21 protein-coding genes are annotated in these 23,230 nt (G+C 71.6%); 13 read left to right on the top strand and 8 right to left on the bottom strand.

All coding sequences use genetic code 11. From position 1 onward, the window contains the following. Positions 1-54 precede the first annotated feature (54 nt). Positions 55-1,287, top strand: coding sequence for an MFS transporter (locus IO20_RS0127685; RefSeq protein ID WP_030554838.1), 1,233 nt, complete (start codon positions 55-57; stop codon positions 1,285-1,287). Here IO20_RS0127685 and IO20_RS0127680 read toward each other — a convergent pair. The 4 genes from IO20_RS0127680 to IO20_RS0127665 all read right to left on the bottom strand — a co-directional run bounded on the left by IO20_RS0127680 (position 1,223) and on the right by IO20_RS0127665 (position 5,932). Beyond that, positions 1,223-1,888 carry an HNH endonuclease family protein gene (locus tag IO20_RS0127680; protein WP_030554837.1) on the bottom strand — a complete coding sequence of 222 codons (666 nt, stop codon included), beginning with the start codon at positions 1,886-1,888 and terminating at the stop codon, positions 1,223-1,225. The two genes, IO20_RS0127685 and IO20_RS0127680, sit on opposite strands and share 65 nt — an antisense overlap. Before the next feature lie 626 nt (positions 1,889-2,514). Next, complete coding sequence (locus IO20_RS0127675; RefSeq protein ID WP_030554835.1) at positions 2,515-3,972, bottom strand: catalase; 1,458 nt, start codon at positions 3,970-3,972, stop codon at positions 2,515-2,517. A gap of 188 nt (positions 3,973-4,160) precedes the next feature. Continuing rightward, positions 4,161-5,051: a 2-hydroxy-3-oxopropionate reductase gene (locus IO20_RS0127670; RefSeq protein ID WP_030554833.1), complete on the bottom strand. Its 891-nt coding sequence runs from the start codon at positions 5,049-5,051 to the stop codon at positions 4,161-4,163. 47 nt (positions 5,052-5,098) lie between these two features. Further along, positions 5,099-5,932 carry a TIM barrel protein gene (locus tag IO20_RS0127665; protein WP_030554832.1) on the bottom strand — a complete coding sequence of 278 codons (834 nt, stop codon included), beginning with the start codon at positions 5,930-5,932 and terminating at the stop codon, positions 5,099-5,101. A gap of 140 nt (positions 5,933-6,072) precedes the next feature. Here IO20_RS0127665 and IO20_RS0127660 point away from each other — a divergent pair, with 140 nt between their 5' ends. The 9 genes from IO20_RS0127660 to IO20_RS0127615 all read left to right on the top strand — a co-directional run bounded on the left by IO20_RS0127660 (position 6,073) and on the right by IO20_RS0127615 (position 14,144). Then, positions 6,073-6,324, top strand: a complete 252-nt coding sequence (locus IO20_RS0127660; protein WP_078946193.1) for a YkoF family thiamine-binding protein — start codon at positions 6,073-6,075, stop codon at positions 6,322-6,324. 44 nt (positions 6,325-6,368) lie between these two features. Further along, on the top strand, positions 6,369-6,707 hold the full coding sequence (locus tag IO20_RS0127655; RefSeq protein ID WP_051874731.1) for a helix-turn-helix domain-containing protein: 339 nt from the start codon (positions 6,369-6,371) through the stop codon (positions 6,705-6,707). A 155-nt stretch (positions 6,708-6,862) separates the two neighbouring features. Beyond that, positions 6,863-7,405, top strand: a complete 543-nt coding sequence (uraD, locus tag IO20_RS0127650) for a 2-oxo-4-hydroxy-4-carboxy-5-ureidoimidazoline decarboxylase (RefSeq protein ID WP_030554827.1) — start codon at positions 6,863-6,865, stop codon at positions 7,403-7,405. Next, positions 7,402-7,794: a hydroxyisourate hydrolase gene (gene uraH, locus IO20_RS0127645; RefSeq protein WP_030554825.1), complete on the top strand. Its 393-nt coding sequence runs from the start codon at positions 7,402-7,404 to the stop codon at positions 7,792-7,794. Before uraD ends, uraH begins: the two co-directional genes overlap by 4 nt. A 5-nt stretch (positions 7,795-7,799) precedes the next feature. After that, positions 7,800-8,723: a factor-independent urate hydroxylase gene (gene pucL / locus IO20_RS0127640; RefSeq protein ID WP_030554823.1), complete on the top strand. Its 924-nt coding sequence runs from the start codon at positions 7,800-7,802 to the stop codon at positions 8,721-8,723. Between the two features lie 72 nt (positions 8,724-8,795). Further along, positions 8,796-10,214: a nucleobase:cation symporter-2 family protein gene (locus tag IO20_RS0127635; RefSeq protein WP_030554821.1), complete on the top strand. Its 1,419-nt coding sequence runs from the start codon at positions 8,796-8,798 to the stop codon at positions 10,212-10,214. Between the two features lie 48 nt (positions 10,215-10,262). Further along, positions 10,263-11,651, top strand: a complete 1,389-nt coding sequence (locus IO20_RS0127630; protein ID WP_030554819.1) for an 8-oxoguanine deaminase — start codon at positions 10,263-10,265, stop codon at positions 11,649-11,651. A gap of 310 nt (positions 11,652-11,961) precedes the next feature. Continuing rightward, the gene (locus IO20_RS0127620) at positions 11,962-13,410 is read left to right on the top strand and encodes a nucleobase:cation symporter-2 family protein (protein ID WP_030554817.1); all 1,449 of its coding nucleotides are present in this window, start codon (positions 11,962-11,964) and stop codon (positions 13,408-13,410) included. A gap of 62 nt (positions 13,411-13,472) precedes the next feature. Then, positions 13,473-14,144, top strand: a complete 672-nt coding sequence (locus tag IO20_RS0127615) for an aspartate/glutamate racemase family protein (RefSeq protein WP_030554816.1) — start codon at positions 13,473-13,475, stop codon at positions 14,142-14,144. A gap of 85 nt (positions 14,145-14,229) precedes the next feature. Here the strand turns inward: IO20_RS0127615 and IO20_RS0127610 are convergent, their stop codons facing one another. Beyond that, positions 14,230-14,814, bottom strand: a complete 585-nt coding sequence (locus IO20_RS0127610; RefSeq protein WP_030554814.1) for a hypothetical protein — start codon at positions 14,812-14,814, stop codon at positions 14,230-14,232. Between the two features lie 131 nt (positions 14,815-14,945). Between IO20_RS0127610 and IO20_RS0127605 the strand changes: the two genes are divergently transcribed. The 3 genes from IO20_RS0127605 (at position 14,946) to IO20_RS0127595 (ending at position 19,104) form a co-directional block, all read left to right on the top strand. Next, positions 14,946-15,911, top strand: a complete 966-nt coding sequence (locus tag IO20_RS0127605) for a fibronectin type III domain-containing protein (RefSeq protein WP_030554812.1) — start codon at positions 14,946-14,948, stop codon at positions 15,909-15,911. Positions 15,912-16,025: 114 nt separating this feature from the next. Beyond that, positions 16,026-17,252 carry a beta family protein gene (locus tag IO20_RS0127600; RefSeq protein WP_078946192.1) on the top strand — a complete coding sequence of 409 codons (1,227 nt, stop codon included), beginning with the start codon at positions 16,026-16,028 and terminating at the stop codon, positions 17,250-17,252. 64 nt (positions 17,253-17,316) lie between these two features. Beyond that, positions 17,317-19,104 carry a hypothetical protein gene (locus IO20_RS0127595; RefSeq protein WP_030554809.1) on the top strand — a complete coding sequence of 596 codons (1,788 nt, stop codon included), beginning with the start codon at positions 17,317-17,319 and terminating at the stop codon, positions 19,102-19,104. Positions 19,105-19,107: 3 nt separating this feature from the next. On the opposite strand, the gene IO20_RS0127590 is transcribed toward IO20_RS0127595, so the two are convergent. From IO20_RS0127590 to IO20_RS0127580, 3 genes are all read right to left on the bottom strand, one after another. Then, the gene (locus IO20_RS0127590) at positions 19,108-20,253 is read right to left on the bottom strand and encodes a GDSL-type esterase/lipase family protein (protein WP_030554807.1); all 1,146 of its coding nucleotides are present in this window, start codon (positions 20,251-20,253) and stop codon (positions 19,108-19,110) included. A 263-nt stretch (positions 20,254-20,516) separates the two neighbouring features. Beyond that, positions 20,517-22,139 carry a malate synthase A gene (aceB, locus tag IO20_RS0127585; protein ID WP_030222423.1) on the bottom strand — a complete coding sequence of 541 codons (1,623 nt, stop codon included), beginning with the start codon at positions 22,137-22,139 and terminating at the stop codon, positions 20,517-20,519. A gap of 271 nt (positions 22,140-22,410) precedes the next feature. After that, positions 22,411-23,034, bottom strand: coding sequence for a nucleotidyltransferase family protein (locus IO20_RS0127580; RefSeq protein WP_030554805.1), 624 nt, complete (start codon positions 23,032-23,034; stop codon positions 22,411-22,413). Between the last annotated feature and the right edge of the window lie 196 nt (positions 23,035-23,230).

The following is a 23,230-nucleotide window of genomic DNA, read 5'->3' as shown; positions in this document are numbered from 1 at the left end:
GCGTCCCGGCGAAACAATACCGGCGTGCACGAGCCGCACCGGAGACTCCCCGGCATGCCCCGCTACCGCGACCTCTTCCGCACGCCCGAGTTCACCCCGCTCTTCCTCACCGGCTCGGCCCACTGCGCCGCCCAGACGGTCGCCGGGCTCGGTCTCGCCACCCTCGTCTTCCGCACGACCGGCTCCCCGCTGCTCTCCGCCCTCGCGATGTTCGGCCCCTCCCTCGCCCAGCTGGTCGGCGCGACCACCCTGCTCTCGGCCGCCGACCGGCTGCCGCCGCGCGCCACGATCGCGGGGATGGGGCTCTTCTTCGCCCTGGCGACCGCGGTCCTGGCGATCCCCGCGCTGCCCACCTGGGCGGTCTTCGTGATCCTGTTCGCCGAGGGACTCGTGGCCTCGCTGGGCGGCGGAGTGCGCTACGGGCTCCTCAACGAGATCCTGCCCCGCGAGAACTACCTCCTGGGCCGCTCGGTGATGAACATGTCCGTCGGCGCCTTCCAGATCGGCGGCTTCGCCACCGGCGGCGTCCTGATCGCCCTGCTCTCGCCGCGCGGCGCGGTCCTCGTGGGCGCCGGGCTCTACCTCGCCGCGGCGCTCCTCGCCCGCGTCGGCCTCGGCGCGCGCCCGCCGCGCGCCAAGGGCCGTGCCTCGGTCGCCGAGACCTGGCGCACCAACCGGCGGCTGTGGTCGTCGCCCGCGCGCCGCCGCTGCTACCTGGCCCTGTGGGTGCCCAACGGCCTCGTCGTGGGCTGCGAGTCGCTCTTCGTGCCGTACGACCCCGAGCGCGCCGGGCTCCTCTTCGCCTGTGGCGCGCTCGGGATGCTCGCCGGGGACACCGTCATCGGCCGTTTCGTGCCGGCGCGGCTGCGCGGCCGGATCCGCTTCCCCCTGCAGGCGCTGCTCGCGGCGCCGTTCCTGCTGTTCGCCCTGGACCCGGCGCTGCCGCTCGCGCTCCTCGCCGTGACGGTCTCGGCGGTCGGCTACGGGGCGAGCCTCCTGCACCAGGAGCGGCTGATGACCCTGGTTCCGGAGGAGCTGAGCGGTCACGCCCTCGGGCTGCACAGCTCGGGCATGCTGGCCCTCCAGGGGGTGAGCGCGGCGCTGGCCGGCACCCTCGCCCAGTACACGTCACCGCGTACGGGCATGGTGCTGCTCGCCCTCGCCTCGCTCACGGTGACCCTGGCGCTCGCGCGGGCCGACCGACGGGCCGACGGGGCACCCACTAGCGAGGCGCCGTCGAGCGGTGCACGACCGTCTCCTCGCACGGACCGTCGGCGAACAGCTTGAGCGCCTCCATCTCGTCCTTGTCGACCGACAGGCCCCAGCGCAGCTTGGTGCCGACCCATTCGCCGACGTAACGGCAGTACCGGGCGTTCTCCGCGGGCACCCACTCGGCGGGGTCGCGCCCGGCCTTGTCCCGCTGACTGCGGGCGGTGACGGCGACGAGGGTCGCGGCCGCCCCCTGGTCGTTGGCGAACTTCTCGCGGCGCGCGGCCGTCCAGCCGGACGCCCCCGACTCCCAGGCCTCGGCGAGCGGCACGAGGTGGTCGACGACGAGCGTGGCGGGATCCGAGACGTTCTGGCCGTCGTAGTACGAGGTCCAGGTGCCTCCCGTGAGGGTGCAGTCCTTGTCGGTCTTCGGGGCGTCGACGGCCTCGGCCACGAGCACCTCCGCGCGGGTGTCGCAGCCGTCCGCCGGGTCGAGGCCCTGGTTCCAGTGGGCGAACGCCGTCTCCTTGTAGCCGGCCGGATCCTCCGAGGCCTCGGGGAGCGCGGCGAGCGCGTCGGGGAGGAGGACGACGTTGGCGGAGAGGGCGGGGGAGGGGACGGCGAGCGGGGACAGGATCAGGGCGAGCGGCGCGAGACCGCGCATCAGGTTCTTGATCATGTCCCCGTGGATAGCGCCGGTCGAGGGGCGCACGGGACCCGAATCGCGGTGCGCTCCACCGAGCGGGTGCGGACATTCACCGCAGAAACGATGCGCTGCGGGGCGGACGGGCTGCGCACACGCACAGAGTTGCGTACACACACAGAAGAGCGCGGAACCAGGGACCGTAAACCTGGTTCCGCGCTCTCGTCTGATGACCGCCCGACGGCACGAGGCTGGCGCGACAGGACGTTCGCGCCGCCGGGCGGGGTCTTGGGGTGCACGGGCTCCGGGGCCGACGGACGGAGTCCGGCGCAGCCGTCCGAAGCCTGCGAAGCAGTGCGAGGGCGGCGCCGAGAACGGGTCGTTCGCGCCGCCGGGCGGAGTCCTGGCGTGTACGGGAGGAGTCTCGGGTCCCCTTGCGGGGGCGTTGGGACCGCGGCGGTGTCGACGGGCGCACCGGCCGTCCCTTCTTTCAGGTCAAGAAGGGGGGCCCGGCGTCCTTACCACCGCACTGGCTCGGCACCGCCGCGGTCCTCACGCTTGTCCGGTTCGCCGGCCACCCCTCATCCGGGTCGGCGATCCGGACCACGTACGACACTGACCTCCCGTCAGGTGTCGTACGCAGTCTGGGTGTTGTGGTGAGGTCAGTCCTCGCGCAGGGCGCGGACCGCCTCCGCCACGCGCTTGCCGTAGTCCGTGTCGGCGGCGGCGAAGTGCGCGATGTTCTTCTCGATGACGTCCTCGCGGGACACCTGGGACAGACCGCCGGCGATGTTGGCGATCAGACGGCCCTTCTCGTCCTCGGACATCAGGCGGTAGAGCTCACCGGCCTGGAAGAAGTCGTCGTCCTTGGTGTGCTGCGGCGCCTCGTGGGTGCCGGTCCAGCCGTGGATCGCGAGGGGCGCGGAGAGCGCGGCGTCGGTCTGGGCCGGGCCCTGGTACGAGTTGGGCTCGTAGTTCTTGTCGTGGCGCGAACCGTTGCGGGTGGCCATGAGGCCGTCCCGGCCGTAGTTCTGCGCGACGGTCGCCTTGGGGGCGTTCACCGGGAGCAGGGTGTGGTTCACACCGAGGCGGTAGCGGTGGGCGTCCGCGTAGGCGAAGAGCCGGCCCTGGAGCATCTTGTCCGGCGAGGGGCCGATGCCGGGGACGAAGTTGTTCGGGGAGAACGCGGCCTGCTCGACCTCGGCGAAGACGTTCTCCGGGTTGCGGTCGAGGACCAGTCGGCCCACGCGCTGCAGGGGGTAGTCGGCGTGCGGCCACACCTTGGTGAGGTCGAACGGGTTGAAGCGGTAGTCCGCGGCCTCGGCGGCCGGCATGACCTGGACGTAGAGGGTCCAGGAGGGGTTCACGCCGCGCTCGATCGCCTGGAGCAGGTCGGTCTGGTGCGAGTTGGCGTCCTTGCCGACGAGCTCGGCGGCCTGGTCGGCGGAGAGGGAGCGGATGCCCTGGTTCGTCTTGAAGTGGTACTTGACGAAGAAGGCCTCGCCCGCCTCGTTGGTCCACTGGTAGGTGTGCGAGCCGTAGCCGTTCATGTGACGGTACGAGGCCGGGATGCCGCGGTCGCCCATGAGCCAGGTGATCTGGTGGGTGGCCTCGGGGGCGTGCGCCCAGAAGTCCCAGACGTTGTCCGGCTCCTGCTTGCCCGTGAAGGGGTCGCGCTTCTGCGAGTGGATGAAGTCGGGGAACTTGATCGGGTCCTTGATGAAGAACACCGGGGTGTTGTTGCCGACGAGGTCGTAGTTGCCCTCTTCGGTGTAGAACTTCAGGGCGAAGCCGCGCGGGTCGCGGACCGCGTCCGCGCCGCCGAGCGAGTCGGCCACGGTGGAGAAGCGGATGAAGGTCTCGGTCTTCTTGCCGACCTCACCGAGGAAGTTCGCCTTGGTGTAGCCGGTGACGTCGTCGGTCACCTCGAAGTAGCCGTACGCGCCGGAGCCGCGGGCGTGCACCACGCGCTCCGGGATCCGCTCACGGTTGAAGCGCGCGAGCTTCTCCAGCAGGTGCTGGTCCTGGAGGAGGAGAGGGCCACCGACGCCGGCGGTGGCGGAGTTCTGGTTGTCGGCGACGGGGGCGCCGGACTCGGTCGTAAGCACGCGCTTCGACATCGTGACCTTCCGTACGGGAACTCTGCTGACGGTCCGAGGAGCGTAAATTCGGCCCGAACGTAACGTCAACAGTTTGTTGAAAAGGAAGTGTGGTGTTCCGGTCGGCGGCGACGCCTGGGCGCGACAGGACAGGTGTCAGCGCCGCCGCCGACCGGAAATCAGGGGCCCCGTTTCACCGGGGCGGTGGGTCAGACCTGCTGGCCGGAGAGGCGCTCGACGGCGCGCAGCAGGGCCGAGTGGTCCAGGCCGCCGTCACCCTGGGCGCGCAGCGAGGCGACGAGCTGGGCGACGACCGCGCCGACCGGGAGGGCCGCACCGACGTTGCGGGCGGCGTCGGTGACGATGCCCATGTCCTTGTGGTGCAGGTCGATCCGGAAACCGGGCTTGAAGTCGCGGTTCAGGAAGTTGTCCTTCTTGCGGGTCAGGACCGTGGAGCCGGCCAGACCACCGTTGAGGACGTCCAGGGCGGCCTGGAGGTTCACGCCGGACTTCTCCAGGAAGACCACGGCCTCGGCGCACGCCTGGATGTTGACCGCGACGATCAGCTGGTTGGCGGCCTTCACCGTCTGGCCGGAGCCGTGCGGGCCGCAGAGCACGATGGTCTTGCCGAGGGCCTCCAGGATCGGCAGGGCCTCGTCGAAGTCGGCCTGCTCGCCACCGACCATGATCGAGAGCACGGCCTCGATGGCGCCGGCCTCGCCGCCGGAGACGGGCGCGTCGATGACGCGGATGCCCTTCTCCTTGGCGTTCTTGGCGAGGTCGACCGAGGTCTGCGGGGTGATCGACGACATGTCGACGATCAGCGCGCCGGACTTCGCGTTCTCCAGGATGCCGTTCTCGCCGTAGGCGATGGCCTCGACCTGCGGGGACGCGGGCACCATCGTGACGATGACGTCGGCGTCCTTCACGGCCTCGGCGATCGACGGGGCGGCGGTGCCGCCGGCCTTCGCGAGGCGGTCCAGCTTGTCCTGCTCGAGCGTGAAGCCGGTGACCGAGTAGCCGGCCTTGAGGAGGTTCTCGGACATGGGGGAGCCCATGATGCCGAGACCGATCCACGCGATCTTGGGGAGATTGCTCATGGTGAGGGTGCCTCTCAAAACAAGGTGGTACGGGGAGAAGTCGCTGGTCAGCGGGAGGCGCGGGCCTCGGCCGGGAGCCACTCGAAGGACGCGGCGGCGTCGGCGGCCTTGTACTCCAGGCCGACCCAGCCGTCGTAGCCGGCCTTCTTCAGCTCGTCGAGGAGCTGCTCCAGGGGCAGGTCGCCGGTGCCCGGCGCGCCACGGCCCGGGTTGTCCGCGATCTGCACGTGGCCGGTCTTGGCCGCGTACTCGGCGATGACCTGGCTGACGTCCTCGCCGTTCATCGACAGGTGGTAGATGTCGAGGAGGAACTTGGCGTTGCCGAGTCCGGTGGCCGCGTTGACCTTGTCGACGACCTCGATGGCGGAGGGGGCGCTCACCAGGGGGTAGAGCGGCGACTCCGGCTTGTTGAGGGTCTCGATCAGCAGGATCGCGCCGATCCGGTCAGCCGCGCGGGCGGCCAGGACCAGGTTCTCCAGGGCGAGGGTGTCCTGGATCTGCGGGTCGACGCCCTCGACGCGGTTGCCGTAGAGCGCGTTGAGCGCCTTGCAGCCGACCGAGGCGGCGAAGTCGGCGGCCACCTCGATGTTGGCGCGGAAGCGGTCCGACTCGTCCCCGGGCACGGAGAGGGCTCCGCGGTCGGGGCCCGGCAGCTGCCCGGCGTAGAAGTTCAGGCCCACCAGCTGGGTGCCGGCGTCCTCAAGAGCTTTCTTGAGGGCGTCGAGCTCGCTCTGCTCGGGGGTGGCGGTGTCGATCCAGGGCCACCACAGCTCGACCGCCGTGAAGCCCGCCGCGGCGGCGGCCGCGGGGCGCTCCAGGAGCGGGAGTTCCGTGAAGAGGATCGACAGGTTCACATCGAAGCGCTGGTCCGTGTATCCCATGAGGGGCGGCGCTCCTTCCGTATCGCGGAAGTAAGTTTCTGTCTGACGGAATGTTGCAAGGTGGGCGGCGCGCTTGTCAAGAGGTCCCCGCAGGTCCGGGGCTCCCCTCGGGCCGGGTGGGGCCGTAGCGTGGGCCCATGGTGCGTTTGAGAGTGGAGTTCACGACCGAGCCGTTCGACCTCGACGAGGCCCCGGCGCACGCGGTCGTGGCCCGAGAGGTCATCCAGTCCGCCGAACTGGACGCGGTCGACGTCGGCCCCTTCGGCAATACGGCGGAAGGCGGCGCCGACGCGGTGCTCACCGCCGTCGACGCGCTGCTGCGCCAGTCGCTCGCGGCCGGCGCCACCCGCGTCTCGCTCCAGGTGAACGTGATCGGGGAGGACGGCAAGTGAGCGAGCACCCCTTGGTTGCGGCGGTGAAGCCGCTGGTCGACGCCATGGGCGCCGAGGTGCTGGTCCCCGCGCAGGCGGAGGCCGACGACGTCGTCCTCTCCTGGGAGGGGGAGGACGTGCTCGCCGTACGGCTGCCCCAGCTGTCCGACTCCCTCGATCACATCCTGGCCGCGATGGAGCGGCGGCACGGGGTGCCGCTGGCCGAGCTCGACCGCAAGTCCAAGCAGGAGGTCGTCCGGCTGCTGGAGGCGCGGGGCGCCTTCTCGGTGCGTCATGGAGTGGAGACGGTGGCGGGTGCACTGGGTGTCAGCCGCTTCACCGTCTACAACTACCTCAACCGGGAGACCGCCCTGAACAGGGAAAAGGCCCCCAAGAGCGACTAGTTGATCATGTGTGACCAGAAGCCGTCGTCCGCATGTCGGGACGACGGCTTTTGCGTGGCCGACTTTTCAACAAAGTGTTGACGTTGTGTTGCGGAGGGCGTTAGCTATCCGCAGCCCGTCCGACGCACAGCGAAAAACAGCCACGGAGGCTTCCCGTGACTTCAGGTACGACACCGGGTCTCACCCGGTTCAACACCTCGGCGGACAGCGAGGCCGCAGCCGCGCTCCACGAGGTGTGTTCCAGTTCGGCGTGGGGGAGCAGGATTCTCGCCCAGCGCCCGTACACCACCGCCGAAGCCCTCTTCCTCGCCAGCGACGCCGCCATGGCCGAGCTGACCGCCGAGGACCTGGCCGAGGCGATGGCGGGGCACCCGCCGATCGGTCGTCCGAAGGCAGGGGACCCGACCTCCTCCCGCGAACAGAGCGGGATGGCCGGCGCCTCCACGGAGCTCAAGGCCGAGATGCTCGAACTCAACCTGGCCTACCAGGACACGTTCGGACACGTCTTCCTCATCTGCGCCACCGGTCTGACCGGCGAGCAGATGCGCGACGCGCTCCGGAAGCGGATCGGCAACTCGCCCGAGGAGGAGCGGGAGATCGTCCGCACCGAACTGGGCAAGATCAACCGCATCCGGCTGACCCGTCTCGTGGAGACCCCTGAGACCCCCGAGACCTCCGAGGAAGAGAGCTCCGTATGAGCACCGACACCACGGCCTCGGTGTCCACACACATCCTGGACACCAGCGTCGGCCGCCCCGCCGAGGGCGTCGCCATCACGCTCGCGGCCCGCAGCGGCTCCGACGCGCAGTGGATCACGCTCGGCGGTTCGGCCACCGACGCGGACGGACGATGCAAGGACCTCCCGGCGCTGCCGGAGGGCACCACCCATGTACGTCTCGACTTCGAGGTCGAGCAGTACTTCGTGAACAAGAAGCAAGCCGAGGCGCAGCAGGACGCCCCCCGCGTAAGGGACAGCGGTGCGTTCTTCCCGGAGGTGGCGATCACGTTCGCCGTCACCCCGGGCGAGCATTACCACGTACCGCTGCTGCTCAACCCGTTCGGCTACTCCGTATACCGAGGGAGCTAGCAGACATGCCCACGATTCTCGGCCAGAACCAGTACGGCAAAGCAGAGAACCGCGTCGTCAAGATCACGCGGGACGGCGACACCCACCACATCAAGGACCTGAACGTCTCCGTCGCCCTCTCCGGCGACCTCGACGACGTCCACCTCACCGGCTCCAACGCCCACTGCCTCCCCACCGACACGACGAAGAACACCATCTTCGCGTTCGCCAAGGAGTACGGCATCGAGTCCGCCGAGCAGTTCGGCATCCACCTCGCCCGTCACTTCGTGACGAGCCAGGAGCCGATCAAGAAGGCCCGGATCCGGATCGAGGAGTACTCCTGGGAGCGCATCGCCTCCTCGGACGCCAACTCCAAGTTCATCGGCGCCGAAGAGGTCAACCACTCCTTCGCCCGCAAGGGCCAGGAGACCCGGGTCACCCAGGTCACCTACGACGGCGAGAAGTGGGAGGTCATCTCCGGCCTCAAGGACCTCGTCGTCATGAACTCCACCAACTCGGAGTTCTGGGGCTACATCAAGGACAAGTACACGACGCTCCAGGAGGCGTACGACCGCATCCTGGCCACGCAGGTGTCCGCCAGGTGGCGCTTCAACTGGACCGACGACGACCAGCGCATGCCCAACTGGGAGCGGTCCTACGAGCAGACCCGCAAGCACATGCTGGAGGCCTTCTCGGAGACGTACTCGTACTCCCTCCAGCAGACGCTCTACCAGATGGCCTCGCGGATCATCAACCACCGCTCGGAGATCGACGAAGTCCGCTTCTCGCTCCCGAACAAGCACCACTTCCTGGTCGACCTCGAGCCCTTCGGCCTGAAGAACGACAACGAGGTCTACTACGCCGCCGACCGCATGTACGGCCTCATCGAGGCCACCGTCCTCCGCGACGGAGCCTCGGCGCAGATCCCGGTCGACATGACCAACCTCTAAGCGGCGTCTGAGTGACCGGTCCCCGCCCGCCCGCAGTCGGGCGGGGACCGCACCAGACCGGAGGGAACCCCCATGGCACAGCCCACAAAGGGGCCGGCAACCGCCGAAGGCCCGTGTTCCACCCCGCCGTCCACCCCTGCCACGGCCTCGACAGAGTGCCACCCGGTGGACGAGAAGCTCCCCGCCTCGCGGCTCGTCCCCGCGGCGCTCCAGCACATCGCCGCCATGTACGCCGGCGTGGTCACCCCTCCGCTCATCATCGGCCAGGCCGTCGGCCTGGACGCCGCCGGGATGACCCGGCTCATCGCGGCCGGCCTGCTCATCGCCGGCTGCGCCACCCTCCTGCAGACCCTCGGCATCGGACGCTTCGCCGGCAACCGGCTCCCGTTCGTCAACGCCGCCTCCTCCGCCGGAATCGCGCCGATGCTCGCCATCGCGGAGACCAGCGTCCCGGGACACCAACTCCCCGCCATCTACGGCGCGGTGATGGTCGCCGGAGTCTTCTGCCTCGCAGTCGGACCCTTCTTCGGCAGGCTCCTGCGCTTCTTCCCGCCGCTCGTCACCGGCGTCGTCATCACCCTCATCGGGGTCACCCTGATGCCCGTGCCCGTCGGCTGGGCCCAGGGCGGCGACAGGACCGCCGCCGACTTCGGCGCCATGAAGTACCTGGCGCTCGCCGGCTTCACCCTCGTCGTCATCCTGCTCTTCCAGCGCTTCGGCAAGGGCTTCGTCAAGCAGATCGCGCTGCTCCTCGGCCTCTTCATCGGCACCCTCGCCGCCGTCCCCTTCGGGATGGCCGACTTCGCCGCCCTGCGCGAGGCCCCCGTCGCCGCCCTGCCCACCCCCTTCGCCTTCGGCGCCCCCGAGTTCCAGCCCGCCGCGATCCTCTCCCTCTGCATCGTCATGCTCGTCCTCATGACCGAGTCCAGCGCCGGGATGCTCGCCCTCGGCGAGATCTGCGACCGGCGCAGCGACGGCCGGACCATCACCCGCGGACTGCGCACCGACGGCATCGCCACCCTCCTCGGCCCCGTCTTCGGCGGCTTCCCGACCTCGGCCTTCGCCCAGAACGTCGGCGTCGTGTCGCTGACCCGGGTGCGCTCCCGGTACGTGGTCGCCGTCGCCGGCGGCGCCCTGATCGTCCTCGGAGCCTTCCCCGCCCTCGGCGCGGTCGTCTCGATGGTCCCGATGCCCGTCCTCGGCGGCGCCGGCATCGTCCTCTTCGGCTCGATCGCCGTCAGCGGCATCTGTACCCTCTCGGAAGCCGGACTCGACGACAGCTCCAACATCATCCTGGTGGCCGTCGCGCTCGGAGCGGGCATCATCCCGCTCGCCGCGCCCACCTTCTACGCCGACTTCCCGGCCTGGGCGCAGACCGTGCTCGGCTCCGGCATCAGCGCGGGCGCGCTCGTCGCCGTCCTGCTCAACCTGTTCTTCCACCATCTCGGCACCCGGAGCCGTCACACGGCCCCGGCACTCAAATCCTCCTAGGGTCCTGCCGTGCCCACACCACCCCAGAGGAATGAAGGAACCACCGCCATGGCAGCACCTTCGGCAGCCCAGCGCATCGTCATCGAGAACGCGGCGATCGCCACGGTCGACGCGAACGACACCGAGTACGCCTCCGGCCACCTCGTCGTCGCCGACAACAAGATCGAGTCCATCGGTGCCGGCAAGGCTCCCGAAGGCCTGGAGAACGTGGTGCGGCGGATCGACGCCACCGGTCACCTGATCACGCCCGGTCTCGTCAACACCCACCACCACTTCTACCAGTGGATCACCCGGGGCCTGGCGACCGACCACAACCTGTTCAACTGGCTGGTCGCGCTCTACCCGACCTGGTCGCGGATCGACGAGCCGATGGTCCGCGTCGCCGCCCAGGGCTCCCTGGCGATGATGGCCCGCGGCGGCGTCACCACCGCCATGGACCACCACTACGTCTACCCGAAGAACTCCGGCGACCTGTCCGGCGCCATCATCGGTGCCGCCTCCGACATGGGCGTCCGCTTCACCCTCGCCCGCGGCTCGATGGACATGAGCGAGAAGGACGGCTTCCTGCCGCCCGACTTCGCCGTCGAGACCACCGAGGGCGCGCTCGCCGCGACCGAGGAGACGGTGAAGAAGTTCCACGACGCCTCCTTCGACGCGATGACCCAGGTCGCCGTCGCCCCCTGTTCCCCCTTCTCCATCTCCACCCAGCTGCTCAAGCAGGGTGCCGAGCTGGCCCGCCGCCTCGGGGTGCGCATGCACACCCACGGCTCGGAGACCGTGGAGGAGGAGAAGTTCTGCCACGAGCTCTTCGGAATGGGCCCGACGGACTACTTCGAGTCCACCGGCTTCCTCGGCGAGGACGTGTGGATGGCGCACTGCGTCCACATGAACGACTCCGACATCGCGGCCTTCGCCCGCACCGGCACGGGTGTGGCGCACTGCCCGTCCTCCAACGCGCGCCTCGCCGCCGGCATCGCCCGCGTCCCCGACATGCTCAAGGCGGGCGTACCCGTCGGCCTGGGTGTCGACGGCACCGCGTCCAACGAGTCCGGCGAGCTCCACACCGAGCTGCGCAACGCGCTCCTCATCAACCGTCTCGGCGCCCACCGCGAGGCCGCGCTCAACGCCCGCCAGGCCCTGCGCCTCGGCACCTACGGCGGCGCGCAGGTCCTCGGCCGCGCCGACAACATCGGCTCCCTCGAAGCCGGCAAGCTCGCCGACTTCGTCCTCTGGAAGATCGACGGCCTCGGCCACTCCTCGATCGCCGACCCGGTCACCGCCGTCGTCTTCGGCGCCGCGGCCCCGGTCACCGCCTCCTTCGTCAACGGCCGGCAGATCGTCGAGAACAACCGACTGCTGTTCGCCGACGAGGAGCAGATCGCGCGCGACGCACGCGCGCAGGCGCAGCGCCTGGCCCGCATCACGGCCCAGGGCTGACCCTTCCCATGGAGTCCGACCGAGGGGGACGGCCCTCGGTCGGTCGCCGCGGACCCGAGCGGGGTCCGCGGCAGCCCGACCGGGAGGCGTCGTACGCAGAAGACGTACGGCGTCTCCCGGGACGGTGATGTCCGCCCGCACCCCCACCGGGCACCCCGTCACCGCGTCGCGGACTCCCCACGCGCGCACCCCACCGCATCGCCCCGCACCGCCCCCGCAACGAGCCGCACCTCCTGCACCTCGCACCGCATCGCACCACCTCCCTGAACCCCGCGTCCCCGCCGACGTGTAACCGACCGGAGGAACCGCCGTGGCCGCCAAGCCCCAGGTTCGCAATGCACCAGACGCAGGCTCCGCCCCCGAAGACCGGGAGACACATCCGGTCGACGAGACGCTGCCCCCAGTAAAGATGCTCACCAGCGGCCTTCAGCACGTGGCCGCCATGTACGCGGGCGTCGTGGCGCCGCCCCTGATCGTCGGAGCGGCCGTCGGCCTCTCCGGCACCGAACTCACCTTCCTGACCGGCGCCAGCCTCTTCACCGCAGGACTCGCCACCTTCCTCCAGACGCTCGGCATCTGGAAGATCGGCGCCCGCCTGCCGTTCGTCAACGGCGTCACCTTCGCCGGTGTCGCTCCGATGCTCGCCATCGTCGACACCACCGACGACAAGGCCGACGCGCTCCCCGTGATCTTCGGCGCGATCATCGTCGCCGGCCTCCTGGGCTTCCTCGCCGCCCCCTGGTTCTCCCGGCTCGTGCGGTTCTTCCCGCCGGTCGTCACCGGCACCGTGATCACCCTCATAGGCGTCTCCCTCCTCCCGGTCGCGTTCGGCTGGGCCCAGGGGCCCAACCCCCGGGCCGAGGACTACGGTTCGACCACCTTCCTCACCCTGGCCGGCATCACGCTCGTCGTCGTCCTGCTGCTCCGCCGCTTCACCCGCGGCTTCCTCAAGCAGATCGCCGTCCTCGTCGGCCTCGTCATCGGCACCCTCATCGCCATACCGTTCGGCGTCACCGACTTCTCCCCGGTGACCGAGGCGGACATCGTGGGCTTCCCGACGCCGTTCCACTTCGGCGGCCCGCAGTTCGCCCTCGCCGCGATCATCTCCATGTGCGTGGTCATGCTGGTCTCCATGACCGAGTCGACCGCCGACATGCTGGCGCTCGGCGAGATCGTCGACCGGCCGGCCGACGAGAAGACCATCGCGGCCGGACTGCGCGCCGACACCCTCGGCTCCGCGATCAGCCCGCTCTTCAACGGCTTCATGTGCAGCGCCTTCGCGCAGAACATCGGCCTGGTCGCCATGACCCGGATCCGCAGCCGCTTCGTCGTCGCCTGCGGCGGCGGCTTCCTGGTCCTGATGGGCCTCTCGCCCGTCGCCGCCTCGCTCATCTCGGTCGTCCCCCGGCCGGTCCTCGGCGGCGCGGGCGTCGTCCTCTTCGGCTCGGTCGCCGCCAGCGGCATCCAGACCCTCGTCAAGGCCGGCCTGGAGAAGGACAACAACGTCCTGATCGTGGCCGTCTCCCTGGCCGTCGGCATCATCCCGATCACGGCGCCGGAGTTCTACCACGCCTTCCCCGAGACCGCGAAGATCATCCTGGACTCGGGCATCTCCACCGGCTGCGTCGCGGCCGTCCTGCTCAACGTGGTCTTCAACCACCTGGGCCGCGGAAAGGACGACGACGACGTCACCGCACCGATGGAGCCGGGCGAGGAGATCTCCGGCAGCGCCACGGCGAAGGCGGCGCACGCCCACTGAACCCAGCCGACGCCCCACCGCCTGCCCCGGTCCCCGCGCACACCGCGGGGCCCGGGGCGGTCGTGCTGATCAACCCGAACACGTCCACCGCCACGACCCGGATGATGACCGCCATCGCCGGGCGGAGCCTCGGCCGCGCGCTGCCCCTCCACGCCCCGGGCGGCGCCCCCTCCGTCCGCGGTGTCACGGTCTCCCGAGGCCCTCGCATGCTCACCGACCCGGCCGCGCTGCGCGCCGCGGCCCCCGAGGTCCTCGCCGCGGGCCTGCGCGCCGTGGCCGCGGGCGACTGCGCGGCGCTCCTCGTCGGCGCCTTCGGCGACCCGGGCGTGGCGGAGCTGCGCGCGGCGGTCGGCGTCCCCGTCGTGGGCCTCGGCGAGGCGGCCCTCGCCGAGGCGGCCGCCGGCGGGACCCCCTTCGGCATCGCCACCACGACCCCGCTCCTCGCCGACGCCATCGCCGCGCACGTGACGGCCCTCGGCCTCGCCGACCGGTACACCGGCCTCCGCCTCACCACGGGCACCCCCGAGCACCTCTCCGCGCACCCTGCCCTGCTCGTCGACCGGCTGGAGCGAGCGGTCCGCGCCTGCGCGGAACGGGACGGGGCGCGGGCGGTCGTCATCGGAGGCGGTCCGCTGGGGGAGGCGGCGGAAGAACTCCGTACCCGCTGCGGTGTCGCAATCGTGGCCCCGATCCCGGCGGCCTGCCGAGCGGTCGTGCGCCTGCTGTCCGGCTGACCGCCACCCGGCCGGGCCAGGTGCGCGGCCACGTGCCCGGCCAGGTGCGCGGCCATCTCCAAGATCAGCATCAGGATCTGCGCCGTCACCGCTCCACCCCGATCCGGCGACGGCACTCGTCGGCCAGCGCCGGGTACGCGCCGGCGATCGCCTCGTACAGCCGCCGCCGCAACAGCCGCTCGGCCTCGCCGCGCCCGGTCTCCCCGTACAGCCCGTCGAGCAGTGACTCGTACCGCGCGAGGGCGTGCCGCAGATAGCTCACCTGCCACCGGACGAGGGCGCCGGCCGGTGTCCCGCGCGCCGCGCCCTCCCGCGCGCCGAGCAACCGCCGGTGGCGTGCCGCCCGCCGCTCCAGTTCGGGCCCGGGGAGCCGGGGCACCTCGATCGGTTCCGCGCGGATCGAAGCCAGTACGGCGGCCCGGCGCCGCTCGGCGTACGCCACGGCGGCCGCCGAGCGGGCCGGGGCGAGCGCCGAGGTCTCCACGAACTCGGGTGTCCGCTCCACGGTCTCGACCCGCGCGAGGAGGTAGAGCCGCAGGGGCGAGAGGGACCAGCGGCGCGGGTCCCGGCCCTGCAGATCGGGTGTTCCGAGCAGGTCCCGCATCATCGTGTCGGTCCAGCCGCGGCGACGTACCCCGGCGAACGTCACATAGGTCGTACGGTCCGTCATGATTCCCCCTGAATCGACTACGGAGAGTGATGTTCTCAGTGAAGCGCACGCCACTGACAACGCCCCCTTGCCCGGCTCCGCCCACCTGTGCGATATAGGTCTGGACCTTTTCGACGGACGGAGGCCGGCCCGTGCAACGCCCGCTCGCCGCAAGCCTGTTGACCCCCCTGGTGCTCGCCCTCACCCTCGCCGGGTGCGCGGGCGCCGCCGCACCCCCGCCCAAGGACACCCGCGCTCCCACCGCACCCGCCGGAGTCACCGCGACCGCGGGCAGCGCGAGCACCGTCCACGTCATGTGGAACGCGGCCACCGACGACCGGGCCGTCACCGGCTACGCGGTCTACCGCGAAGGCCGCAAGGTCAAGGACCTCCCCGCCACCACCCTGATGACCGACGTGGTCGGACTCGCCCCCGCCACCCGCCACCGCTTCACGGTCCGCGCCCGCGACGCCGCCGGCAACGCCTCGCCCCCGAGCACCACCGTCACCGCCACCACGCTCCGCGCCGCCGCCGAGGACCGCACACCCCCCACCACGCCCACCGCCCTGCGCGCCGCACCCGACGGCAGCCGCGCCGCCACCCTCCGCTGGTCCGCGGCCCGGGACGACACCCGGGTCACCGCCTACGACGTCTACCAGGCCGACACCCGCATCCACACCGTGCCCGGCACCGCCACCACCGCGCACGTCACCGGCCTGCGCCCCGGCACCGCCTACGCGTTCACCGTCCGCGCCCGCGACGCCGCCGAGAACTCCTCCCGAGACAGCGCCCCCGCCGACCTCACCACGGCCCCCGTCCCCGGCGCGCCCCCGAACACCGCCCCCACCGGCCTCGCCGTGACCTCGACCGACCGCGCGATCACCGTCACCTGGACCCCACCCGACACCGGCGCCCCTGTGACCCACCACGAACTCCACCTCGACGGCCGCTTCGCCACCACCATCATCTGGGGCACCACCCCACCCCCCGGCCGAGCGACCTACACCTTCCCGGTCCAGGACCCGCCGGGCACCCGCTACACCGTCACCCTCCGCGCCCGGCTCCCCGACGGCACCTGGGGCGACTTCTCGGCACCCCGGACGGCGGTGGTGCGCTGACGGCCGGGCCCGCGCTGACGGGCCGTGAGATTGGCCGGAACCGCCCTCTTTCGCCTCGGACCGCCGCGCCTCACCCTGCGAACAGGGGATGCAGCGGGCCACCGGGGGGCGCCGATGTTCGAGCCGATGTCAGACCTGCCGTCAGAGCGACCGTCGTACGGTTCGTCCGACCTGCCGCCAGACCCGACATCCGACCTGCCGTCAGACCCGAAATCGGACCTGCCGCCAGGGCTCTCGTCCGGACCCCTCTACGTCCCCGCTCTCCCCGCCCGCCGCAGCGCGCTCGCCGCGTACAGCCGGCTCCATCCCCGGGCACGCGCGTGCGTGACGCCGCTGTGGAGCATCCCGCCCCGGGTCGGCGGGGTCCGCGCCATGGGCCGGATGCCCCCTCACCCGCTCGACCCCGACCGCACCGCGCTCGCCTCCCACCTGAGGACCGCCCTGCGCGCGATCGAGACCGCCCAGCGCGGCCGCCCCGCCTGGGTCGACGCCTTCCACACGGAGGACGGGACGGAGCCGCTCACCGCGGGGCCGCTCGCCGCGGAGTCCTGGCTCACGGCGGCGGGCACCCCGCTCCGGCCCGTGACCGGCGTCGAGCGGGCCGCATGGCGGCAGACGGCCGCGGCGGAGGCCGCGCGGCTCAGCGGAAACGGTCTCGGCGTCCGCGTGTTCCTGACCGTTCCGCCGGACGAGGGACTGAGGGACGCGGTCGGCGGTCTCCTGACGCGGATCGCGTTCGCGCACTGCCCGGTGGACCTGCTGCTCGACCTGGGCGCCGTCGTCGACGAGCACCACCCGGCGGAGAAGTGGGCCCTGCGCGCCCTCGGCCTGCTCGGCCCCCTCCACCACTGGCGCACGGTCGTCCTGTTGGCCGGTTCCTTCCCCCGTACCTTCCCCGAGGACTACGGGGCGCCCCTCGCGGAGGCGCACCGCTTCGACTGGGACGTCTGGCACATGCTCGCCGACGGCGCCGAACACCCCGGTCCGCCCGTCGTCCACGGCGACTACGGAGCCGCCCACACCGGCAGCGCCGATTCGCCCACGCGCGCGGGAGGCGCCCCACCGTGGGGCGTGGTGCGCTACACGACCGAGCGCACGTTCCTGCTCGTACGGGTGCCCACCCAGGGGCCCGGCCACGCGGACACGGTCCGCTCGCTGGTCCGGGAGATCGTCCACGCGGAGGGCTTCAGAGGAGAGGAGTTCAGCGAGGGCGAGCGCTGGCTCGCCTCCTGCGCGGCCGGAGCGGGCCCCGCGGGGGTCGGCGGTCCCGAGGCGTGGGCGCGCGCGGGCCACGTCCAGCACATGGCCCAGGTCGTCCGCGCCCTGCGCAGACGCCTGTGATTCCACGCCGCTCCCCGCCTGCGTCGTACGTCCGATTCGTCCCCGCCGAACTACTCTGGGAAGCGTGGCCGAGACCGTTCTGACCAACACCGGGCTCGACAGCTTCCTCGACGGAGCGCCCGAGCGCCGCGATCCCGTGTTCGTCCGCGCCGCCGAGGCGGTCCTGGGGCTGCTCGCCCTGCGGGGAGCCGACCGGGGGAGCGGAGTGCCCGAACCGACGCCCGCCCTCGTGCGGCAGCTGCTCGTCGAGGACCTGCCCACGTTCGTCTACGCGGCGCCGGGAGAGCTCGCCGTCTATCCGGCCGTGCTCGGGGAACTCGCCGGGCGGTTCGACGGGGAGCTGCGTGAGCGGGTCGCCGCCGTCGTGGACGAGGCCGCGCCCGACTTCGAGCGGGCCATGACCGACCCCGGCAACCTCACCTGGCACCGCTGGTACGCCTCCCTGCTGCGGGCCTGCGGCGCCGATCTCGCCGACCCCGACGACGTACGGAGCCGGCTCGCCGCCCTCGACGGCGCGCCGCTGCCCGACGGTGTGCACCCGGCCGACCTCATGGGGCGCACGGCCCTCGCGGACGTGCTCCTCGCCGAGGCGCTCACGCGCGCGTACGTCCGGGACGCCGAGGAGCCGCCCGCCGTCGGGCCGCTGCTCACCGACCACGCCGTCGCGACCGGCATCGGGAAGGTGGCCGCCGCGCTCCAGGACCGGTGGACAGCGGCAGGGCTCGCCGAGGAGCTCGCCGGAGCGTACGCGCGGTTCGCGCCGGGACCCGACGCGTTCCCGCACCTCGTCCTGGCCGACGCCCTCCTCGACGAGCACCTCGACCACTTCGGGGACGCCGCCGTCCCCGTGCCCCCGCCGCCCGCGATCGAGGCCGGGCCGGCCGAGCGGGACGCGGACACCCTCATCGCCGCCGTCGAGGAACTGGCGGAGGAGGAGTTCGAGCCCTACGGCGGGGAGGCTCCCCATCTCCTGTACGTGGTCTACCGGCGCGGCTGCTCGGCCGAGTCCGTGGCCCGCAAGGCCGCCGAGTACGAGGACTGGTCCGTCGATCCGGACCTGGAGGACCTGCCCGTACCGGTACCGGCCGAGGCGCCCGACGGGTACGCGCTGCCGCCCCTGCCGGAGCTCGTCCGGCTCCTCGGCACGGCGGACGTGACCGAGGCCGACCGGGCCGGACTCGAAGGGGCCGCCCGCGATCTGGCCACCGTCCTGGACCGGTTGGCCGCCACCGGCCTCGTCTTCCGCACCGGCGACGCCTTCGGGCTCACCCCGCGCGGCGCGGGCGTCGTGCGCTATCTGCTCGGCGTCCGAGGAGTCGCCGCGCCCGACGTCGGCGAGGCCCGCGGGTGGGCGGCGCCCGAGGTGGTGGCCGCCGCCGCGGGCTGGCCCGGGTGCGTCGCCACGCGCGTGCTCGCCGACTGGCTCCACGCCCGCGGGGACACCGCCGAAGCCTGGTCCGAGCTGCTGGCGGCGCTCGGCTCCGTTCACGCCGGCACCTCCGACGCGGCGGCCGTCCGGGGGCTCTTCCACGCCCTCGACACCGCCGCCGCCCCGCCCGATGCCCTGCGTGGCGCCCTCCGTGACCCGGTGATCGGTGCCTACGCCCACCAGGCCCTGCGCCTGCGGGGCGAACCCTCCGACCTGATCCAGGTGGGCACCTCGGCGCGGGCGCTGTACGTCCTGGACGCGCTGCCCGCCAAGAAGGGCCCGCTGGAGTCCCGGCGTACGACCTTCGACGAGGCGGCGTCGGCCTGGCCGGGCGGGTCCGCCGCCCTGGTGCGGGCGATGGCCGCGGCGGACCGCCATGAGACGGAGCGGGTCCTCGGCCCGCTCGGCCTCACCGCTCCCTGAACGTCACCCCGTGGTGAGGTACATGGAGGACGGTCCCGAGCCCGCCGTGTTGCGGCAGCTGTGGTTGCCGGTCGGACGGGCGTTGACCAGGGCCAGGCAGCGGCCGAGGGCCTGCTGGCCGTAGGCGTTGGGGTGCATGGACTCCTGGACGAGCCCCTGGGTGCTCTGGCTGTCGATCCAGCGCGCCCACTCGCTCGTGGTCCCCGAAGCGGGCACGGTCGAGGTCACCTGCTTGCTCGCCTTGGCGCAGACCTCGCGCCCCTGGAGCGCGTCGCGCAGGTCCATGAACTGCACGCCCTTGGCCGCGGCGACGCCCTTGAGGCGGTTGGCGATCTGCGGGACGAGGGAGTCGCGGGCCCAGTCGGAGTCGGCGTTCCAGAAGGGGCAGCCGCCGGTGTTCGTACGGGCCCAGCCGCTCTCGGAGTACCGGTTGTCGGCGGCACGGGGGATGGGGGACGGGTACGACTGGAGGACGATCCGGTAGTCGGACGAGCCGTATCCGGCGCCCGTCATGACGGCCCGGATCTCGTCGACCGAACGGCCGACGTCCGCCATCACCCCGTCGATCTTGGCGTCGACCTCGGCCTGCTGGTCGTCGTGGCAGTACGAGTACCAGACGATGTAGTCGGTCGCGCAGGTGGAGATGATGTCGGCGAACCCGAGGTCGTTGCCGCCGATGGAGAGCGCGATCAGCTTCACGTCGTGCGTGGCGGCCACGGCCGCCAGCTGGTCGGCCTGCGGGGCCTCGCCCTTGTAGGCCACGCCGCCCTGCGAGGCGCGGAAGACGTTGTCCGTCGTCGCGCCGGAGCAGGCGAGGTTGACGAGGGAGCTCGCGATCGGGCCCGCGCTCTTCACCTCGGAGGTGTCCGAGCGGTGACAGCCGCCCGCCGTGGCGCCGTACACCCGCGAGGTGTCGTAACCGCTGCCGGTCCAGGCGCGGTCGGTGCCGTTGCGGCTTCCGGAGTTGGTGAGGCTGTTGCCGAACCAGCGGCCGGCCTCGCCGGAGATGTAGCTGTCGCCCATGGCGACGACGGCGGTGGGCCCGCTGCCGGGGGAGGCCTGGGCGGACGGAACGGCGACGGAGGCGAGCCCGGCGGCGGTACACAGTGCCAGGAGTGCGCGGAGCGCACGAGAGGGGGACGAAGGCATGGCTGTGCTCCTGCGGTATGCGGTACGCAGTGATGTGGGGGACAGCCGCCGGCGCCGGTGACATGGCGGAATCTCGCACGCCCTGGCTTGTTACCGCTAGGTAGCTGCATATCTCGGTTCCGTCACGTCACCTGTGACCTCACAGGGGTACGAAAAGGCCCCGCCTCCCGGTGTCGTGCGACACCGGGAGGCGGGGCCTTGATCGAAAAGGTTGTGACGGCAGCTGTGCGGGCAGCCGGTCAACCCGTCTCGTGTTGCCGCGGTCAGCCGACCAGCTGCTCGTACGCGGGGAGCGTCAGGAAGTCCGCGTAGTCCGCGTCGAGGGAGACGTGCAGGAGCAGGTCGTGCGCCTGCTGCCACTTGCCGGCCGCGAAGGCCTCCTCGCCGATCTCCGCGCGGATCGCGGCCAGCTCCTCGGCGGCGACCTCGCGGGCCAGCTCCGGAGTCGCCGTCTTCCCGTTCTCGAAGACGACGCCCGCGTTGATCCACTGCCAGATCTGCGAGCGCGAGATCTCGGCGGTGGCCGCGTCCTCCATCAGGTTGAAGATCGCGACGGCGCCGAGGCCGCGCAGCCACGCCTCGATGTAGCGGATGCCGACCTGCACGGCGCTGACCAGGCCCGCGTACGTGGGCTTCGCGTCGAGCGAGTCGATGGCGATCAGGTCGCCGGCCGCGACGGACACGTCCTCGCGGAGGCGGTCCTTCTGGTTGGGCTTCTCGCCGAGGACGGCGTCGAAGGAGGCCATCGCGATCGGCACCAGGTCGGGGTGGGCGACCCAGGAGCCGTCGAAGCCGTCGCCTGCCTCGCGGTCCTTGTCGGCCTTGACCTTCTCGAAGGCGACCTTGTTGACCTCGGCGTCCTTGCGGGACGGGATGAAGGCCGCCATGCCGCCGATCGCGTGCGCGCCGCGCTTGTGGCAGGTGCGCACGAGGAGCTCGGTGTACGCGCGCATGAACGGGGCCGTCATCGTGACCGCGTTGCGGTCCGGAAGGACGAACTTGGCTCCGCCGTCACGGAAGTTCTTGACGATGGAGAAGAGGTAGTCCCAGCGGCCAGCGTTCAACCCGGCGGCGTGGTCGCGGAGTTCGTAGAGGATCTCCTCCATCTCGTACGCGGCCGTGATGGTCTCGATGAGGACCGTGGCGCGGACGGTGCCCTGAGGGATGCCGACGTAGTCCTGGGCGAAGACGAAGATGTCGTTCCAGAGGCGGGCCTCCAGGTGCGACTCCGTCTTCGGCAGGTAGAAGTACGGGCCCTTGCCGAGGTCGATCAGCCGTTGCGCGTTGTGGAAGAAGTACAGGCCGAAGTCGACGAGCGCGCCCGGCACCGGGCGTCCGTCGAAGGTGAGGTGACGCTCCTCCAGGTGCCAGCCGCGCGGTCGCATGACGACGGTGGCGAGCTGGTCGGCGGGCTTGAGGGCGTACGACTTGCCCGAGCGGGGGTCGGTGAAGTCGATGTTCCGGGTGTACGCGTCGATCAGGTTGACCTGGCCCAGGACGACGTTCTCCCAGGTCGGCGCCGAGGCGTCCTCGAAGTCGGCGAGCCAGACCTTCGCGCCGGAGTTGAGCGCGTTGATCGTCATCTTGCGATCGGTCGGGCCGGTGATCTCGACGCGGCGGTCGTTCAGGGCCGCCGGGGCCGGCGCGACCTTCCAGGAGTCGTCGGCGCGGATCGCGGCGGTCTCCGGCAGGAAGTCCAGCGTGGAGGTTCGGGCGATCTCGGCGCGGCGCTCCGCCCGGCGGGCGAGGAGCTCGTCCCGGCGCGGGGTGAACCGCCGGTGCAGTTCGGCGACGAAGGCCAGGGCGGCCTCGGTGAGCACCTCTTCCTGACGCGGCAGGGGCTCGGCATCGACGACGGCCAGGGGGGACGGCGCTGGTGCGGACATGAACTGTCACTTCCTTCAGCGGACTTCACGGGCGGTGCCAGGCGGCCGCCGGGCGTCGCGGAACGGCACGCAGTGCCGCAGGCGCCGAGATACGGCCGCAAGCGCCTTCTGAACGAGCAGGCGCTTCTGAACAGTGGATACTAGTTTCCTCATGGTGGAAGTTCAATGGTTTGTTGATGTCGAGATTCTCTGGATCGACAGACCATGGCGCTCGGTGCCAGCCCGTTCACGCCCCGTTCGCGCTCCTTGGGGCCGGTCCTACGGCCGCTCCTTACGCCGGTCCTTCGAGGTGGGCCAGATCCGCCTCCGTGTCGATGTCATAGGGCTCGGCCACATCCGAACAGTCCACCGGCGTGATCGCATCCCAGTGCGCCGCCAGATAGTCCCGCGCGCCCCGGTCGCCCACCGCCGTCTCCGCGATGCCCGCCCAGTGCCCCGCGCCGAACAGCACCGGATGCCCGCGCTCCCCGCCGTACGACGCCGCCGCGAGCGAGTCCCGCGAGCCGTACGCCGCCCGGACCCGGGCCACCGCCTCCGCCCCGATCCCCGGCTGGTCGACGAGCAGCACGAGCGCCGCGTCCACCCCGCGCGGATCGGCGGCGAGGGAGACCAGCCCCGCCCGCAGCGAGGAACCCATCCCCTCCGCCCAGTCCGGGTTCTCCACCAGCACGCAACCGGCCAGATCCGCCCGCTCCCGTACGGCACCGGCCGACGCCCCGAGCACCACGTGCACCACCTCGCACCCGGCCGCGCGCAGCACCCCCACCGCGTACTCGACCAGCGGCCGCCCCCGGTGGGAGAGCAGCGCCTTGGGCCGGCCCCCGAGCCGTCGCCCGCCCCCGGCGGCGAGGACGAGACCGGCGACGACGGGGTTTCGATCATGCGCTGTTGTCATGGGAAGTGCATACCGCATCAGGCGGAATGACACGGTCGCCTGAATTCCGTCCACCAAGGGTGGCGCGCCGGGGTGGCGAAGGAGTTAACTGGCCCGCGGCTCGCGGCTGCCGACCCCGTTTCACGGGTCGGCCGGGCGAGGCCGGGTGTGTTCGGGGTACGGCGTTCTGCGCACAGTGTCGTGCGAGGGGGAGAAC

Source organism: Streptomyces exfoliatus, from assembly GCF_000725545.1.
Classification (GTDB): Bacteria; Actinomycetota; Actinomycetes; order Streptomycetales; family Streptomycetaceae; genus Streptomyces; species Streptomyces exfoliatus.
Note: the sequence above shows the minus strand (reverse complement) of the source record. Positions and strands in the feature narration are given on the sequence as shown.

Excerpts from the sequence above, each read along its gene's own strand:
- IO20_RS0127685 (WP_030554838.1), top strand. The coding sequence starts at position 55 with ATGCCCCGCTACCGCGACCTCTTCCGCACGCCCGAGTTCACCCCGCTC.
- IO20_RS0127680 (WP_030554837.1), bottom strand. The coding sequence starts at position 1,888 with ATGATCAAGAACCTGATGCGCGGTCTCGCGCCGCTCGCCCTGATCCTG.
- IO20_RS0127675 (WP_030554835.1), bottom strand. The coding sequence starts at position 3,972 with ATGTCGAAGCGCGTGCTTACGACCGAGTCCGGCGCCCCCGTCGCCGAC.
- IO20_RS0127670 (WP_030554833.1), bottom strand. The coding sequence starts at position 5,051 with ATGAGCAATCTCCCCAAGATCGCGTGGATCGGTCTCGGCATCATGGGC.
- IO20_RS0127665 (WP_030554832.1), bottom strand. The coding sequence starts at position 5,932 with ATGGGATACACGGACCAGCGCTTCGATGTGAACCTGTCGATCCTCTTC.
- IO20_RS0127655 (WP_051874731.1), top strand. The coding sequence starts at position 6,369 with ATGGGCGCCGAGGTGCTGGTCCCCGCGCAGGCGGAGGCCGACGACGTC.
- uraH (WP_030554825.1), top strand. The coding sequence starts at position 7,402 with ATGAGCACCGACACCACGGCCTCGGTGTCCACACACATCCTGGACACC.
- pucL (WP_030554823.1), top strand. The coding sequence starts at position 7,800 with ATGCCCACGATTCTCGGCCAGAACCAGTACGGCAAAGCAGAGAACCGC.
- IO20_RS0127635 (WP_030554821.1), top strand. The coding sequence starts at position 8,796 with ATGGCACAGCCCACAAAGGGGCCGGCAACCGCCGAAGGCCCGTGTTCC.
- IO20_RS0127630 (WP_030554819.1), top strand. The coding sequence starts at position 10,263 with ATGGCAGCACCTTCGGCAGCCCAGCGCATCGTCATCGAGAACGCGGCG.
- IO20_RS0127610 (WP_030554814.1), bottom strand. The coding sequence starts at position 14,814 with ATGACGGACCGTACGACCTATGTGACGTTCGCCGGGGTACGTCGCCGC.
- IO20_RS0127600 (WP_078946192.1), top strand. The coding sequence starts at position 16,026 with ATGTTCGAGCCGATGTCAGACCTGCCGTCAGAGCGACCGTCGTACGGT.
- IO20_RS0127590 (WP_030554807.1), bottom strand. The coding sequence starts at position 20,253 with ATGCCTTCGTCCCCCTCTCGTGCGCTCCGCGCACTCCTGGCACTGTGT.
- aceB (WP_030222423.1), bottom strand. The coding sequence starts at position 22,139 with ATGTCCGCACCAGCGCCGTCCCCCCTGGCCGTCGTCGATGCCGAGCCC.
- IO20_RS0127580 (WP_030554805.1), bottom strand. The coding sequence starts at position 23,034 with ATGACAACAGCGCATGATCGAAACCCCGTCGTCGCCGGTCTCGTCCTC.